This window comes from Pseudomonas sp. NPDC089406 (assembly GCF_044900265.1).
GTDB classification, from domain to species: domain Bacteria; phylum Pseudomonadota; class Gammaproteobacteria; order Pseudomonadales; family Pseudomonadaceae; genus Aquipseudomonas; species Aquipseudomonas fakonensis.
The window spans coordinates 23,884-36,795 of sequence record NZ_JBJDNC010000054.1; the positions used below are offsets into that span (position 1 = coordinate 23,884).

The 12,912-nt window shown below is 65.4% G+C and carries 11 protein-coding genes and 1 pseudogene; 9 read left to right on the forward strand and 3 right to left on the reverse strand.

What is annotated here, in order from left to right:
* The first annotated feature begins 404 nt into the window (after nucleotides 1–404).
* The 3 genes from quiC (at nucleotide 405) to ACI2KK_RS25990 (ending at nucleotide 4,107) form a co-directional block, all read left to right on the forward strand.
* On the forward strand, nucleotides 405–2,312 hold the full coding sequence (quiC, locus tag ACI2KK_RS25980; RefSeq protein ID WP_404671210.1) for a 3-dehydroshikimate dehydratase QuiC: 1,908 nt from the start codon (nucleotides 405–407) through the stop codon (nucleotides 2,310–2,312).
* A 178-nt stretch (nucleotides 2,313–2,490) separates the two neighbouring features.
* The gene (locus ACI2KK_RS25985) at nucleotides 2,491–3,153 is read left to right on the forward strand and encodes a TetR/AcrR family transcriptional regulator (protein WP_404671211.1); all 663 of its coding nucleotides are present in this window, start codon (nucleotides 2,491–2,493) and stop codon (nucleotides 3,151–3,153) included.
* 9 nt (nucleotides 3,154–3,162) lie between these two features.
* The gene (locus tag ACI2KK_RS25990) at nucleotides 3,163–4,107 is read left to right on the forward strand and encodes an AEC family transporter (RefSeq protein ID WP_404671212.1); all 945 of its coding nucleotides are present in this window, start codon (nucleotides 3,163–3,165) and stop codon (nucleotides 4,105–4,107) included.
* 319 nt (nucleotides 4,108–4,426) lie between these two features.
* Here the strand turns inward: ACI2KK_RS25990 and ACI2KK_RS25995 are convergent, their stop codons facing one another.
* Complete coding sequence (locus ACI2KK_RS25995) at nucleotides 4,427–5,125, reverse strand: FadR/GntR family transcriptional regulator (protein WP_404671213.1); 699 nt, start codon at nucleotides 5,123–5,125, stop codon at nucleotides 4,427–4,429.
* Nucleotides 5,126–5,378: 253 nt separating this feature from the next.
* Between ACI2KK_RS25995 and ACI2KK_RS26000 the strand changes: the two genes are divergently transcribed.
* Genes ACI2KK_RS26000 through ACI2KK_RS26015 form a run of 4 tightly spaced genes read left to right on the forward strand, consistent with a single transcriptional unit; the run spans nucleotide 5,379 to nucleotide 8,204 of the window.
* Nucleotides 5,379–6,164 carry a transporter substrate-binding domain-containing protein gene (locus ACI2KK_RS26000; protein ID WP_404671214.1) on the forward strand — a complete coding sequence of 262 codons (786 nt, stop codon included), beginning with the start codon at nucleotides 5,379–5,381 and terminating at the stop codon, nucleotides 6,162–6,164.
* An 11-nt stretch (nucleotides 6,165–6,175) separates the two neighbouring features.
* Entirely contained in the window at nucleotides 6,176–6,841 is a 666-nt protein-coding gene (locus tag ACI2KK_RS26005) for an amino acid ABC transporter permease (RefSeq protein WP_404671215.1), read from the forward strand.
* Nucleotides 6,842–7,489, forward strand: a complete 648-nt coding sequence (locus tag ACI2KK_RS26010; protein WP_404671216.1) for an amino acid ABC transporter permease — start codon at nucleotides 6,842–6,844, stop codon at nucleotides 7,487–7,489. It abuts the gene before it with no gap.
* Nucleotides 7,476–8,204 carry an amino acid ABC transporter ATP-binding protein gene (locus ACI2KK_RS26015; RefSeq protein WP_404671217.1) on the forward strand — a complete coding sequence of 243 codons (729 nt, stop codon included), beginning with the start codon at nucleotides 7,476–7,478 and terminating at the stop codon, nucleotides 8,202–8,204. The genes ACI2KK_RS26010 and ACI2KK_RS26015 overlap by 14 nt, the downstream gene beginning before the upstream one ends.
* A gap of 252 nt (nucleotides 8,205–8,456) precedes the next feature.
* On the opposite strand, the gene ACI2KK_RS26020 is transcribed toward ACI2KK_RS26015, so the two are convergent.
* A complete protein-coding gene (locus tag ACI2KK_RS26020) occupies nucleotides 8,457–9,305 on the reverse strand; it encodes a shikimate dehydrogenase (RefSeq protein ID WP_404671218.1) in 849 nt (282 codons plus the stop codon).
* The gene (gene aroQ, locus ACI2KK_RS26025) at nucleotides 9,302–9,751 is read right to left on the reverse strand and encodes a type II 3-dehydroquinate dehydratase (RefSeq protein WP_217838758.1); all 450 of its coding nucleotides are present in this window, start codon (nucleotides 9,749–9,751) and stop codon (nucleotides 9,302–9,304) included. The genes ACI2KK_RS26020 and aroQ overlap by 4 nt, the downstream gene beginning before the upstream one ends.
* Nucleotides 9,752–10,001: 250 nt before the next feature.
* Between aroQ and tssI the strand changes: the two genes are divergently transcribed.
* Both tssI and ACI2KK_RS26035 read left to right on the forward strand, forming a co-directional pair.
* A complete protein-coding gene (gene tssI / locus ACI2KK_RS26030) occupies nucleotides 10,002–12,404 on the forward strand; it encodes a type VI secretion system tip protein TssI/VgrG (RefSeq protein WP_404671219.1) in 2,403 nt (800 codons plus the stop codon).
* Between the two features lie 2 nt (nucleotides 12,405–12,406).
* A pseudogene (locus ACI2KK_RS26035) lies at nucleotides 12,407–12,912 on the forward strand (phospholipase); the annotation flags it as partial.

The window sequence follows — 12,912 nt, forward strand, 5'->3', positions numbered from 1 at the left end:
GCGGATCGCAGGGCGAGGAAGGTGTGCATAGGTCGGTACCCGTTTTTATTGAACTTATTATGTGGTGACACTGGGCTTTGCGGCGCAGGACCCGCCGAACGACCGGCGTGGCAGCGAGAAGGGTGGTGGGCCCTGCGTCTGGTGATCATGGTTGTTCACGGGGATGAGTGAATCAATTCGTCGAAACGGGTTTTGTGCGGTAATCGAACAAAAACTAACCGTTTCGTACAAAGTGCATTGCGGGTGCGACTTTACCTGCGAATAATCGATCGTGCCACGTTTCGAAAGCGTTGTTCGGTTTTGCGGGCCTCATCGCCGGCAAGCCGGCTCCTACACGAGACCGCACCCCCTGTAGGAGCCGGCTTGCCGGCGATAGGGCCCTCCAATAACAAGGAACTCCCCCCATGCAGCGTTCGATTGCCACCGTATCCCTCAGCGGCACCCTGCCAGAGAAGCTCGAAGCCATCGCCGCCGCGGGCTTCGACGGCGTCGAGATCTTCGAGAACGACCTGCTGTATTACGCAGGCAGCCCCCGCGAGATCCGCCAGATGTGCGCCGACCTTGGCATTGCCATCACCCTGTTCCAGCCATTTCGCGACTTCGAGGGTTGCCGGCGTGACCGCCTGCAGAAGAACCTCGACCGCGCCGAGCGCAAGTTCGACCTGATGCAGGAGCTGGGCACCGACCTGGTGCTGGTGTGCAGCAACGTGCAGCCCGATGCCCTGGGGGATGAACAACTGCTGGTGGACGACCTGCGCCTGCTGGGCGAACACGCCGGCAACCGCGGCCTGCGCATCGGTTACGAAGCCCTGGCCTGGGGTCGCCACGTCAATACCTACCAGCAGGTGTGGAACCTGGTGCGCCAGGCTGACCACCCGGCCTTGGGGGTGATCCTCGACAGCTTCCACACCCTGTCGCTCAAGGGCGACCCGGCGGCGATCCGCGATATCCCCGGCGAGAAGATTTTCTTCGTGCAGATGGCCGACGCACCGATCCTGGCCATGGACGTGCTGGAATGGAGCCGGCATTTCCGCTGCTTCCCGGGGCAGGGCGAGATGGACCTGGCAGGCTTCCTCGCGCCTATTCTGGCCACCGGTTACCGTGGGCCGCTGTCGCTGGAAATCTTCAACGATGGTTTTCGCGCAGCGCCACCGCGGCAGAACGCCGCCGACGGCCTGCGCTCGCTGCTGTACCTGGAAGAGAAGACCCGCCTGCAACTGGAGCGTGAGGCGCGCCAGGTTCAGCCCGGCGTGTTGTTCGCGCCGCCGCCGGCCAGCAGTTACGACGGCGTCGAGTTTCTTGAGTTCGCGGTTGACGAAGCCGTTGGCGCGCGCCTGGGCTCCTGGCTCAAGCGCCTGGGCTTCGCCGAGGCTGGCGCGCACCGTAGCAAGGCGGTAAGCCTGTTGCGCCAGGGCGATATCAACATCGTGCTCAATGCCGAGCCGTATTCGTTCGCCCATAACTTCTTCGAGGCCCACGGCCCATCGCTGTGCGCCACGGCGCTGCGGGTGAAGGACGGCCAGGCGGCGCTGCAACGCGCCACGGCCTATCGCGGCCAGCCGTTCCGTGGCCTGGTCGGCCCCAACGAGCGGGAGATCCCGGCCGTGCGCGCCCCGGACGGCAGCCTGCTGTACCTGGTGCAGCCCGACGGCAGCGGCCAGACCATCTACGACACCGACTTCCGCCTGGACGGCGCAGTCACCGCCAGCGGTGGCCTGCAGCGCATCGACCACATGGCCCTGGCGCTGCCGGCCGAGGCACTGGACAGCTGGGTGCTGTTCTACAAGAGCCTGTTCGACTTCACCGCCGACGACGAGGTGGTGCTGCCCGACCCCTATGGCCTGGTCAAGAGCCGCGCCCTGCGCAGCCACTGCGGCACCCTGCGCGTGCCGCTGAACATCTCCGAGAACCGCAACACGGCTATTGCTCATGCACTGAACAGTTATCGTGGTTCGGGCGTGCACCATATTGCCTTCGATTGTGCGGACATCTTCCATGAGGTGGCGCGGGCCAAGGAGGCCGGGGTGCCGCTGCTGGAGATCCCGCTGAACTACTACGACGACCTGGCGGCGCGCTTTGATTTCGACGACGAGTTCTTGAGCGAACTGGCGTATTACAACGTGTTGTATGACCGCGATGCTCAGGGGGGCGAGCTGTTCCATGTGTACACCGAACCGTTTGAAGGGCGGTTCTTCTTCGAGATCCTGCAGCGCAAGGGCGGGTATGCAGGCTACGGCGCCGCCAACGTGGCGGTGCGCCTGGCGGCCATGGCCAAGGCGCGCAGCGGGGCGGGGCGTTCGAGCAAGTTGTGATTGGCCCTTTCGCGGGGCAAGCCCGCTCCCACGCCACAACCCTCGCTGCGTGGGAGCGGGCTTGCCCCGCGATGGGCCTGATGGGCCAAACCTGACCACCCGACCAACAGCGCGCTTCCCTGCACCGCCCAGCTCACGGATAATCATGCGGATTCCTATAACGAGCCTGTGAGTCGGTATGAGTGATTCGGTAGTCCAGCCTGAAGCCGAGGGCGTGCGCAAGGCGCGCAAGAACAACCCGGAGAAGACCCGCGAGAACATCCTCCAGGCCGCCATCACCGAGTTTGTCCAGCAAGGCCTGGCCGGTGCCCGGGTGGATGCCATCGCCGAACGCACCGCCACCTCCAAACGGATGATCTACTACTACTTCGGCAGCAAGGAGCAGCTGTACGTCGAGTGCCTGGTCAAGCTGTACGGTGATATTCGCAAGACCGAGCACAGCCTGGACCTGGAGTCGCTGGCACCTGAAATGGCCATCCAGCGCCTGGTGGAATTCACCTTCGATCACCACGCCAACAACGTCGATTTCGTGCGTATCGTCTGCACCGAGAACATTCACTACGGCGAGTACGTCAAGCAGTCGCCGGTGATTCGCGAAATGAGCAGCATGGTGCTCGAAGCGCTGGCCAAGATCCTCGCCCGTGGCGTCGAGCAGGGCGTGTTCCGCCCCGGCATCGAGGTGATCGACCTGCACATGCTGATGAGCTCGTTCTGCTTCTACCGGGTGTCCAACCGCCATACCTTCGGCGACATCTTCCAGATCGACCTGGCCGACGAGCAGGTCAGGCAGCGCCACAAGCAGGTGATCTGCGAGGCGGTGGTGCGCTACATCAAGGTGTGATGCCGGCTTATGTTGACCATTCTCAGCGTCATCCTGCCGATCTTCGCCCTGATTCTGGTCGGTTTCATCTGCCGGCGCACCAACAAGCTCGGTGAAAAGGCCGCTTCAGAGATCAACGCCATGGTGGTGTGGCTGTGCCTGCCGGCGCTGCTGTTCAAGGTCACCGCCACCACCACCTGGCAGGAAATCTGGCACCCGGGCTTCATCGTTGCCTTCAGCGCCGGGATGCTGCTGATGTTCGTCACTATCGTGGCCTGGCGCCTGCGCCGCGGGCACGGGCTGGTGGCGGCGAGTATCGACGGGCTCAGCGCCGGCTACGCCAACACCGGTTATATCGGCATTCCGCTGTGCGCGCTGCTGTTCGGCCATGTGGGGCTGCAACCGGCGCTGATCGCATCACTGCTGGTGGTGTGCGTGCTGTTCGCCATCTCGCTGGTGCTGATCGAGATCGGCCTGCAGGAGGAAACCCAGCTGGGCAAGGCCGTGCTGGTGGTGCTCAAGGCGTTGGGCAAGCACCCGCTGGTGCTGTCGCCGCTGGCCGGTGCGGCCTGGGCGGCGAGCGGGCTGGGGCTGGCGGAGCCGGTGATGCGCTTTCTTGACCTGCTGGCGGCGGCCACCACGCCCTGCGCGTTGATTTCCTTGGGGTTGTTTCTTGGGCAGAAGGCGGAGAAGGGCAGCGAGAGTGCCTGGCCACTGGTGTTGGTGAAACTGGTGGGCCAACCGCTGGTGACCTGGGTGCTGGCGTTCAAGGTGTTCGTGCTGCCGCCGATGTGGGCGGCCAGCGCGGTGCTGCTGGCGGCGCTGCCCACCGGCACCGGGCCGTTCATGCTGGCGGAGTTTTACCAGCGCGAGGCGGGGCTGATTTCGCGGACCATTCTGGTGTCCACTTTGGGGTCGCTATTGACCTTGACCGCGTTGATTCTGCTGCTGGACCTGAGCCACGTAGCAGCCTGAAGTGGCCCCTGCAGGAGCCGGCTTGCCGGCGATGAGGCCGGGCCTGAAAACGGGTTCACCTGCCAGGACGCCATCGCCGGCAAGCCGGCTCTCATAGAACAATACACAACTCATTGATTTAGCAGGGGCCTGTGGGAGCGGGTTTACCCGCGAACACCGGCGAAGCCGGTGCCAGACTCCGCGTCGCTTGCTTCGCGGTGGTCCGGCACTCCGGTAAACCCGCTCCCACAGGGTATGTGGCGCGCTTACGAATTCTGTTCTCTGCGCGACAGCGCAGCCCAAAGGGCTGGGTGATCTCCTACAGGGGATGCAGCGCATGTCAGCCGGCAAACACCACCCCGGTGCGCGCTGCCGCATTGCGGATATGCTCCTGCATCGCCCGCTGCGCACCAGCCTGGGAGCGGCGGGCGAGGGCGCGCAGGATCTTGCGGTGTTCCTGCCAGGTTTCCATGGCCCGCTCGGGGCGGATGAAGGGCAGCTTCTGGCTCTCCAGGAAGATGTCCTGGCTGGCGGTGATCACCTGCAGCATGGCGCGGTTGCCACTGGCTTGCAGCAGCTTCTGGTGAAAGGCGAAGTCCAGCCGGGAGGCCGCCTCGAAGCGGCCGGCGCGCAGCTCCACGGCCATGGCCTCGACGTTGGCTTGCAGCTCGTCCAGGTCATCGGCTGTCAGTGCCAGCGCGGCTTGCCCGGCGCCAAAACCTTCCAGCGCATAACGCAACTGGAAGGTATCGGCCGCCGACACCTGCTCGGCATAGGGCCAGGCGAAGCCGCCGGACAATGCGCTGGCCGGGGCCGGTGACTGCACGAACACCCCCTTGCCTGGCTGCACACTCACCAGCCCCAGGGCGCTGAGCGACGACAGTGCCTCACGCAGCGACGCCCGGCTGACCCCCAGGCGCTCGGCCAGGTCGCGCTGCGAGGGCAGGGCGTCACCGGGCTGGTAGCCGTCTTCCTCGATCAGTTTGCGGATTGCCTGCAGGGCGATTTCCGGGACGGGGCGGGCGGGGCTGGCAAGCATGCTGGGCGGACCGGTCTGAGGGCGATGGGCACCCTTTTACGGTGAATACGGGCGGCCTGGCAAGCCTTGCTTCGTTGTGGCGCAGCGCCCCGGCGGCCTGCGCAAAAGCGGGGCAGGTTGGCGCAACTGTTCAGACCAGTACGACCACAAAAAAGCGCGCTGGGCAGCGCCATATGGGCTTTTGCCCCAGGCTGGCATGCCCCGTGCACTGGCACCGCAGCCCCTTTCCCGTATCGCTGCGCGAGGCCTTTCGATGAAAACGTTCCGTACCCTGTTCCTGGCAACCCTGTTCTGCGGCGGTGCCCTGGCGCTGCCTTCGGCCCAGGCCGACGCATTGGCCGACATCACCGCCCGTGGCGTGCTCAAGGTGGCCGTGCCCCAGGACTTCCCGCCGTTCGGTTCGGTCGGCCCCGACCTCAAACCCCGCGGCCTGGACATCGACACCGCGCAACTGCTGGCCGACCGCCTGGGTGTGAAGCTGGCGCTGACCCCGGTCAACAGCACCAACCGCATCCCGTTCCTGACCACCGGCAAGGTCGACCTGGTGATCTCGAGCCTGGGCAAAAACCCTGAGCGCGCTGCAGTGATTGACTTCTCGCGCCCCTATGCACCGTTCTACCTGGCGGTGTTCGGCCCGGCCGACGCGCCCATCAGCAGCATCGACGCCATCGCCGGCAAGACCATCAGCGTCACCCGCGGCGCCATCGAGGACATGGAGCTGACCGCCGTCGCCCCGAAGGGCACCATCATCAAGCGCTTCGAAGACAACAACTCGACCATCGCCGCCTACCTGTCCGGCCAGGTCGAGCTGATCGCCAGCGGCAGCGTGGTGATGGCAGCCATCGCCGAAAAGAACCCGGCCAAGGTGCCGGTGATGAAGGTCAAGCTGAAGGACTCGCCGGTGTACGTGGGCCTGGCCAAGCAGGAGCCGGCGCTGCTGGAAAAGGTCAACGCCACCCTGGATGCCGCCAAGGCCGATGGCAGCCTCAACCGCAACGCCGAGAAATGGCTGAAGCAGCCGCTGCCGGCCGACCTTTGAGAGCCTGACCGATGGCCTATCAATTCGACTTCGCCCCGGTGCTGGCACAGGGTGACCTGCTGCTCAAGGGCGCGCTGTTCACCGTGCAACTGACGGTGATCGGCACCGTGCTGGGGGTCGCCATCGGCGTGCTCGGCGCGGTCACCCGTGCCTGGCGCCTGCGGCCGTTCGATGCGCTGTTCGGGCTGTATGTGGAGCTGATCCGCAACACCCCGTTCATCGTCCAGCTGTTCTTCATCTTTTTCGGGCTGCCGGCCCTGGGTGTGCGCCTGACCGAGTGGCAGGCGGCGGTGCTGGCCATGGTGATCAACCTGGGGGCGTACTCCACCGAGATCATCCGCGCGGGCATTCAGGCGGTGCCCAAGGGCCAGCTGGAGGCCGCAGCCGCGCTGGCCATGAGCCGCTTCGAGGCGTTCCGCCACGTGGTGCTGCAGCCGGCATTGGCCAAGGTGTGGCCGGCGCTGTCGAGCCAGGTTGTGATCGTCATGCTGGGGTCGGCGGTGTGTTCGCAGATCGCCACCGAAGAGCTGTCGTTCGCCGCCAACTTCATCCAGTCCCGTAACTTTCGCGCCTTCGAAACCTACCTGCTGACCACGCTTTTATACCTGCTGATGGCCATTGCGGTGCGCCAGCTGCTGGCCTGGCTTGGGCAGCGCCTGCTGATGGGGAGACGCTGAATGGACTTCACCCTGTGGGATATCGTGCGCAACCTGCTGGTGGGGTTGCAGTGGACCTTGCTGTTGTCGCTGGTGGCGTTCATCTGCGGCAGCCTTGCCGGGCTGTTGCTGCTGGTGGCGCGCATCAGCGACAGCGCGCTGCTGCGCGGCGTTGCCCGTGGCTACATCGAGCTGTTTCAGGGCACGCCGCTGCTGATGCAGCTGTTCATGGTGTTTTTCGGCATCGCGCTGTTTGGCCTCGACGTGTCGGCGTGGATGGCCGCAGCCATTGCCCTGACCCTGTTCAGCAGTGCCTTCCTCGCCGAAATATGGCGCGGTTGCGTGGAGTCGATCCCGCGCGGGCAGTGGGAGGCCTCTGGCAGCCTGGCCATGAGCCGGCTGGAGCAACTGCGCCACGTGATCCTGCCCCAGGCCCTGCGCATCGCCATTGCACCGACCGTGGGCTTTTCGGTGCAGGTGGTCAAGGGCACGGCGGTGACCTCGATCATCGGCTTCACCGAGCTGACCAAGACCGGCGGCATGCTGGCCAACGCCACCTTCGAGCCCTTTTTGATCTACGGCCTGGTGGCCGTGGGTTATTTCATCCTTTGCTACCCGCTCTCGCTGAGCGCCCGTTACCTGGAAAGGAGGCTGCATGCCCCTGCTTAGAGTGTCCGCGCTGCACAAGTATTACGGCGACAACCATGTACTCAAGGGCGTCGACCTGAGCATCGAGGAGGGCGAGGTGGTGGCTATCATCGGCCGCAGCGGCTCGGGCAAGAGCACCTTGCTGCGCACCCTGAACGGCCTGGAGTCGATCAGTGACGGGGTGATCGAGGTAGACGGCGAATACCTCGACGCCGCCCGTGCCGACCTGCGCGCACTGCGCCAGAAGGTGGGCATGGTGTTCCAGCAGTTCAACCTGTTCCCGCACCTGACCGTGGGCGAGAACGTGATGCTGGCGCCGCAAGTGGTGAAGAAGGCCGGCAAGGCCGAGGCGCGCCAGTTGGCCGCTCAGATGCTGGCGCGGGTGGGGTTGGGCGACAAGATCGACGCCTACCCCGACCAGTTGTCTGGCGGCCAGCAGCAGCGGGTGGCGATTGCCCGTGCGCTGGCCATGTCGCCCAAGGTGCTGTTGTGCGACGAGATCACCTCGGCGCTGGACCCGGAGCTGGTCAACGAGGTGCTGCAAGTGGTGCGCGGGCTTGCCAGCGAGGGCATGACGCTGATCATGGTCACCCACGAGATGCGCTTTGCCCGCGAGGTGGGTGACAAGCTGGTGTTCATGCACCAGGGCAAGGTGCACGAGACCGGGCACCCGCGGGAGGTGTTTGTCGCGCCGCGGACTACGGAGCTTGCCAACTTCATCGGGGCGCTGAACTGAGCAGGCTACGCAACCCTGTAGGAGCCGGCTTGCCGGCGATAGGGCCATAAGCCCTGGCAAAAGATCTGGATCTGTTTACCCAGGCCAGGCCTCATCGCCGGCAAGACGGCGCCTATGGAACACATCACAACTCGTTGACTTAACGAAGACTCTGTGGGAGCGGCTTCAGCCGCGAACACCGGCGAAGCCGGTGCCAGCATTCGCCTGTGCCGGCCCTATCGCCGGCAAGCCGGCTCCTACACGGGGCGTGGCTCAATCGAAACTGGCGAAATGTGCTTGCATGCGCGCGGCATTGGCCGGGCGGCCGCTGAACAGCTCGAACGCCTTCACCGCCTGGAACACTGCCATGGTGCCGCCATCCAGCGTGCGACAGCCCAGCGCCCGGGCCTGGCGCAGCAGTTCGGTCTCAAGCGGGAAGTAGATGATCTCCGCCACCCACAGCCGGGCATGCAGCAGCTCGGCCGGCAGCGGCATGCCTGGCAGCTTGGCCATGCCCACCGGGGTGGTGTTGACCAGCCCGTCGGCTTCGGCCACGGCATTGGCCAGGCTGCTGCCAAGCACCGCCCGGCCGGGGCCGAAGCGCTGCGCCAGGTTGTCCACCAGGGCCTGGCCACGGGCCGCGTCCACCTCGAACAGCACCAGCCGCTCGACCCCTTCAGCCAGCAGCGCATGGGCCACTGCCGAGCCGGCACCGCCCGCGCCCAGCTGCACCACCAGGCCTCTGTTCACCCCGGGCAGGCCGCGCCGGAAACCTTCGGCAAAGCCCAGGCAGTCGGTGTTGTGGCCAACCCGCTTGCCGTCGCGCAGCACCACGGTGTTCACCGCGCCGATGCCGCGGGCCTCGTCCGACAGCTCATCGAGCAGCGGCAAGATCGCCTGCTTGAACGGGAAGGTGATGTTCAGCCCGGTAAAGCCGGTGTGCTGCGCGGCGTCCAGCAACTGGGGCAGGGCGCTGTCGTCCAGGCCCAGCGGGTCGGCGTCGATCAACCGGTACAGGTAGCGCAGCCCCTGGGCGTCGCCTTCGTGTTCGTGCAGCGCCGGGGTGCGCGAGGCCTGGATGCCGCGGCCGATCAGGCCGGCGAGGATGCCTGGGGTGCTCATGCCTGCTGCTCCTTGAAGTGCTCGCCGAACCAACTGAGCGCCATACGGTAGCCCTGGCTGCCCAGGCCGCAGATCACCCCCACGGCAATGCTGGAGACGAACGACAGGTGGCGGAAGGGCTCGCGCTTGTGCACGTTGGACAGGTGCACCTCGATCACCGGCAGCTCGGCGGCCACCAGCGCATCGCGGATGGCCACCGAGGTGTGGGTCCAGGCAGCGGGGTTGATGACGATGCCGTGGCAGCGGCCACGGGCGGCGTGGATCCACTCGATCAACTCGCCTTCGTGGTTGGTCTGGCGAAATTCCAGCTCGAGGTTGAGCGCGCGGGCGCTGTCGGCGCACAGGCTGGCCAGGTCGGCGAGGGTTTCGTGGCCGTACTGGGCCGGTTCGCGGGTGCCCAGCAGGTTCAGGTTCGGGCCGTTGAGCACGAGGATTCGGGGTGTCATGGCGGGGTATCGCTTTGTTGTTTTTGGGATGTCTCGAGTTTTGTACTATCCGGTTAGTTTCGTCAAATCGTGAAAAGGGGATTGTGGGCGGTTATCGAACGTGCGCGGGGTGGTTTGAAACATCCTGAGGTGGTTTTGCAGGTTGTTTCCGAGCCGTTTGTAGGAGGTTTCTTTAGTTGGCGGGCGGCGAAAAATTGCCCCGGTTTCGCTGATAGGGTTCGTGGCTTTCAGCGAACAGGGAGTTCCAGCCATGTTGCCTGCCGGCCAGCCAAGGCGTTTCAGCTGCACCATCGAAGGTTTTGATAAGGACCTGCAGGTGCTGTCGTTCGAGGGGGAAGAGGCGCTCAGCCGGCCTTACCGATTTATCGTCGAGCTGGTCAGCGAATGCGCCAATATCAACCTGGAGGCGCTGCTGCACAGGCAGGCATTCCTGCAGCTGGACGAGGCGGGTAATGGTATCCACGGCCAGGTATACCAGGCTGCACAGGGCGATTCGGGCCAGCGCCTGCACCACTACCGCATCGTACTGGTACCTCACCTGAGCTACCTGGTTCACCGCCGTAACCCGCGCATCTTTCAGCACAAGAGCGTGCCACAGATCATCGAGGCGCTGCTGGCGGACCATGGTGTCACGGCTGATGCCTTTCGCTTCGCCCTTTGTACTGCCAGCCCGGTGCGTGAGTATTGCGTGCAGTACGGCGAGAGCGACCTGCATTTCTTGCAGCGGTTGTGCGAGGAGGAGGGCATCCACTATCACTTTGAGCACAGCCGCCAGGGCCATCAACTGGTGTTTGGCGACGACCAGACCGTTTCCCCCAGGCTCGCTGCGCCGGTTGCCTATGTGCAGCACAGCGCCATGGTGGCTGACGAAGCGGTGATCGACAGCTTCGAGACGCGCCTGGAAGCCCGGCCAAACCGTGTGGCGCGGCGCGATTACGACTTCCAGCACCCGCGCCTGCTGCTGGAGGCCGGGGCCAGCCTGCAGCCTGCGATACCTTCTGAACCCTTGCTCGAAGATTACGACTACCCGGGCCGCTTCACCGACCGTACCCGTGGCAGGCAGCTCAGCCAGCGCGCCCTGGAGCGCCATCGCGCCGACTACCGCCTGGCCCAGGGCGGCAGCGACGACAGCCGCCTGGTCAGCGGCCATTTCCTGACCCTGGCCCGGCACCCCAGGCCCGAGTGGAACGATCTGTGGCTGCTCACCGAAGTACGCCACGAAGGCAGTCAGCACCAGGTGCTGGAGGAGGCCGGTGCCGCAGGCACCAGCCAGCCGGGCTATCGCAACACGTTCTTCGCGGCCCCTTGGGATGCCTGCTACCGCCCGCCGCTGCGCCACCGCAAACCCCGGGTGCTCGGCTGCCAGACCGCCGTGGTCACAGGCCCTGCGGGCGAGGAGATCCATTGCGACGCCCATGGCCGGGTCAAGGTGCAGTTTTTCTGGGACCGGGAAGGCCAGGGCGACGACAGCAGCAGTTGCTGGCTACGGGTGTCATCCAGCTGGGCCGGCGAGCGCATCGGCGGTGTGGCCATCCCGCGGGTGGGCATGGAAGTGCTGGTCGAATTTCTTGAAGGCGACCCCGACCAGCCGGTGGTGACTGGCTGCCTGTACCATGGCGAACACCCCACGCCCTACCCGTTGCCCGCGCAGCAGGCCTGCACCGTGCTCAAAACCCGCAGCAGCCCCGGTGGCGGGGGCTTCAACGAGCTGCGGGTGGACGACACGGCGGGGCAGGAGCAGGTGTTTCTACAGGCCCAGCGGGATTGGGACCAGTACATCGGCCGCGACCAGAAGATACATGTCGGCAAGCAGCGCCACGACAGCGTCACAGCCAACAGCTACAGCCAGTTCCAGGCCGAAGAGCACCGCACCACCCTGGGCGACCGCAAGACTGAGCTCAAGGCAGGAGATCACCTCCAGGTCGGTGACAGCCAGCACTTGAAAGTGGGCAATGCCCGCTTGCTCGAGGCGGGGCAACAAATCCACATCAAGGCCGGTCAGCACCTGGTTATCGAGGCCGCCCAGGAGCTCACGGTGAATGCCGGCGGCAGCTTTATCAGGCTCGATGGGCAAGGCGTGTTGCTGGCGGGGTCACAGGTGAGCTGCAACAGCGGTGGCACGCCGGGGCTGGGCAGCGGGGTGGCGCTGTTGAGCCCGCTGCTGCCGTTGCAGGTACCCCTGGCAAGGCCCGGGCGCGCGGGGCCAAGCCCTGGCAGCCCGCCGCCGCAAACCGCACAGCCTGAGCCGCAACCCTATTCGCTGGCGATTCGCCTGGTCGATGTGCCCGGCGACAGCGGCTTCCCGCTCGCCGACACGTCGTGGCAGATCCTCCAGGACGGGCACGACACCCCCTTGCTCGAGGGCGTGAGCGACGAAGCCGGCCAGGTGCAGCTGGATGCCGGGCAACGCCTGCGCCTGGGGGCCGCTGCCAGCGGTGCCAACCTGTGGTTGTGTTATCCGGGGCAGTGCATCCCGTTGCTGCTGCATGACGAACCGGCAAGTCCAGACCAGCAACATCTCGCACTGTGCGCGCTGGACTTTCATGACCGCCTGCGCCACTCGCGGGCCGATGCGGCCTGCCAGGCGCGTGTCGACCAGGACCCATGCGCAGCCAGCGAGTTGTACCGCACATTGCAAGACGGGGAGGCCTGAGCATGTCTGGCAACCCACCCCCGTACAACGGCGTACGCCACAAGGAAGTCACCCAGATCATCAGCGCCGACGGCCGGCCGCTGAAAGCGGTCAGCGCCCCGGACTTCTTCATTCGCGGTGCCAACACCTTCGCCCCGGTGCGCAGCGGCAACCGGGTGCGTTTCTTCACCAGTGGCCACGCCTACTATCAGGACCTTGCCGAGGCCATCGACCAGGCGCAGGCGTCGATCTTCATCACCGGCTGGCAGGTCAACCATGACGTGCTGCTCGACGGCAAGCGCAGCCTGTGGCAATGCCTGCGCGCCGCGCTCAAAAGCAAGCCGGCGCTCAAGGTGTATGTGCTGCCCTGGCTCAGCCCCATGCCCAGCCTGGGCACCCACGATTTCGAGACCATGCTGGCGGTGTTCCACCTTAATGTGGGGCTGGGCCGCGCCCGGGCATTTTGCCTGCCGGCCATCCAGCAGAGCGACATGAAGGGCCTGGGCGCGGTGTTCTCGCACCACCAGAA

Coding starts and splice junctions, on each gene's coding strand:
- ACI2KK_RS26005 (WP_404671215.1), top strand. CDS start 6,176: ATGGCCTATCAATTCGACTTCGCCCCGGTGCTGGCACAGGGTGACCTG.
- ACI2KK_RS26000 (WP_404671214.1), top strand. CDS start 5,379: ATGAAAACGTTCCGTACCCTGTTCCTGGCAACCCTGTTCTGCGGCGGT.
- ACI2KK_RS26020 (WP_404671218.1), bottom strand. CDS start 9,305: ATGAGCACCCCAGGCATCCTCGCCGGCCTGATCGGCCGCGGCATCCAG.
- tssI (WP_404671219.1), top strand. CDS start 10,002: ATGTTGCCTGCCGGCCAGCCAAGGCGTTTCAGCTGCACCATCGAAGGT.
- ACI2KK_RS26015 (WP_404671217.1), top strand. CDS start 7,476: ATGCCCCTGCTTAGAGTGTCCGCGCTGCACAAGTATTACGGCGACAAC.
- quiC (WP_404671210.1), top strand. CDS start 405: ATGCAGCGTTCGATTGCCACCGTATCCCTCAGCGGCACCCTGCCAGAG.
- ACI2KK_RS25995 (WP_404671213.1), bottom strand. CDS start 5,125: ATGCTTGCCAGCCCCGCCCGCCCCGTCCCGGAAATCGCCCTGCAGGCA.
- aroQ (WP_217838758.1), bottom strand. CDS start 9,751: ATGACACCCCGAATCCTCGTGCTCAACGGCCCGAACCTGAACCTGCTG.
- ACI2KK_RS25990 (WP_404671212.1), top strand. CDS start 3,163: ATGTTGACCATTCTCAGCGTCATCCTGCCGATCTTCGCCCTGATTCTG.
- ACI2KK_RS25985 (WP_404671211.1), top strand. CDS start 2,491: ATGAGTGATTCGGTAGTCCAGCCTGAAGCCGAGGGCGTGCGCAAGGCG.
- ACI2KK_RS26010 (WP_404671216.1), top strand. CDS start 6,842: ATGGACTTCACCCTGTGGGATATCGTGCGCAACCTGCTGGTGGGGTTG.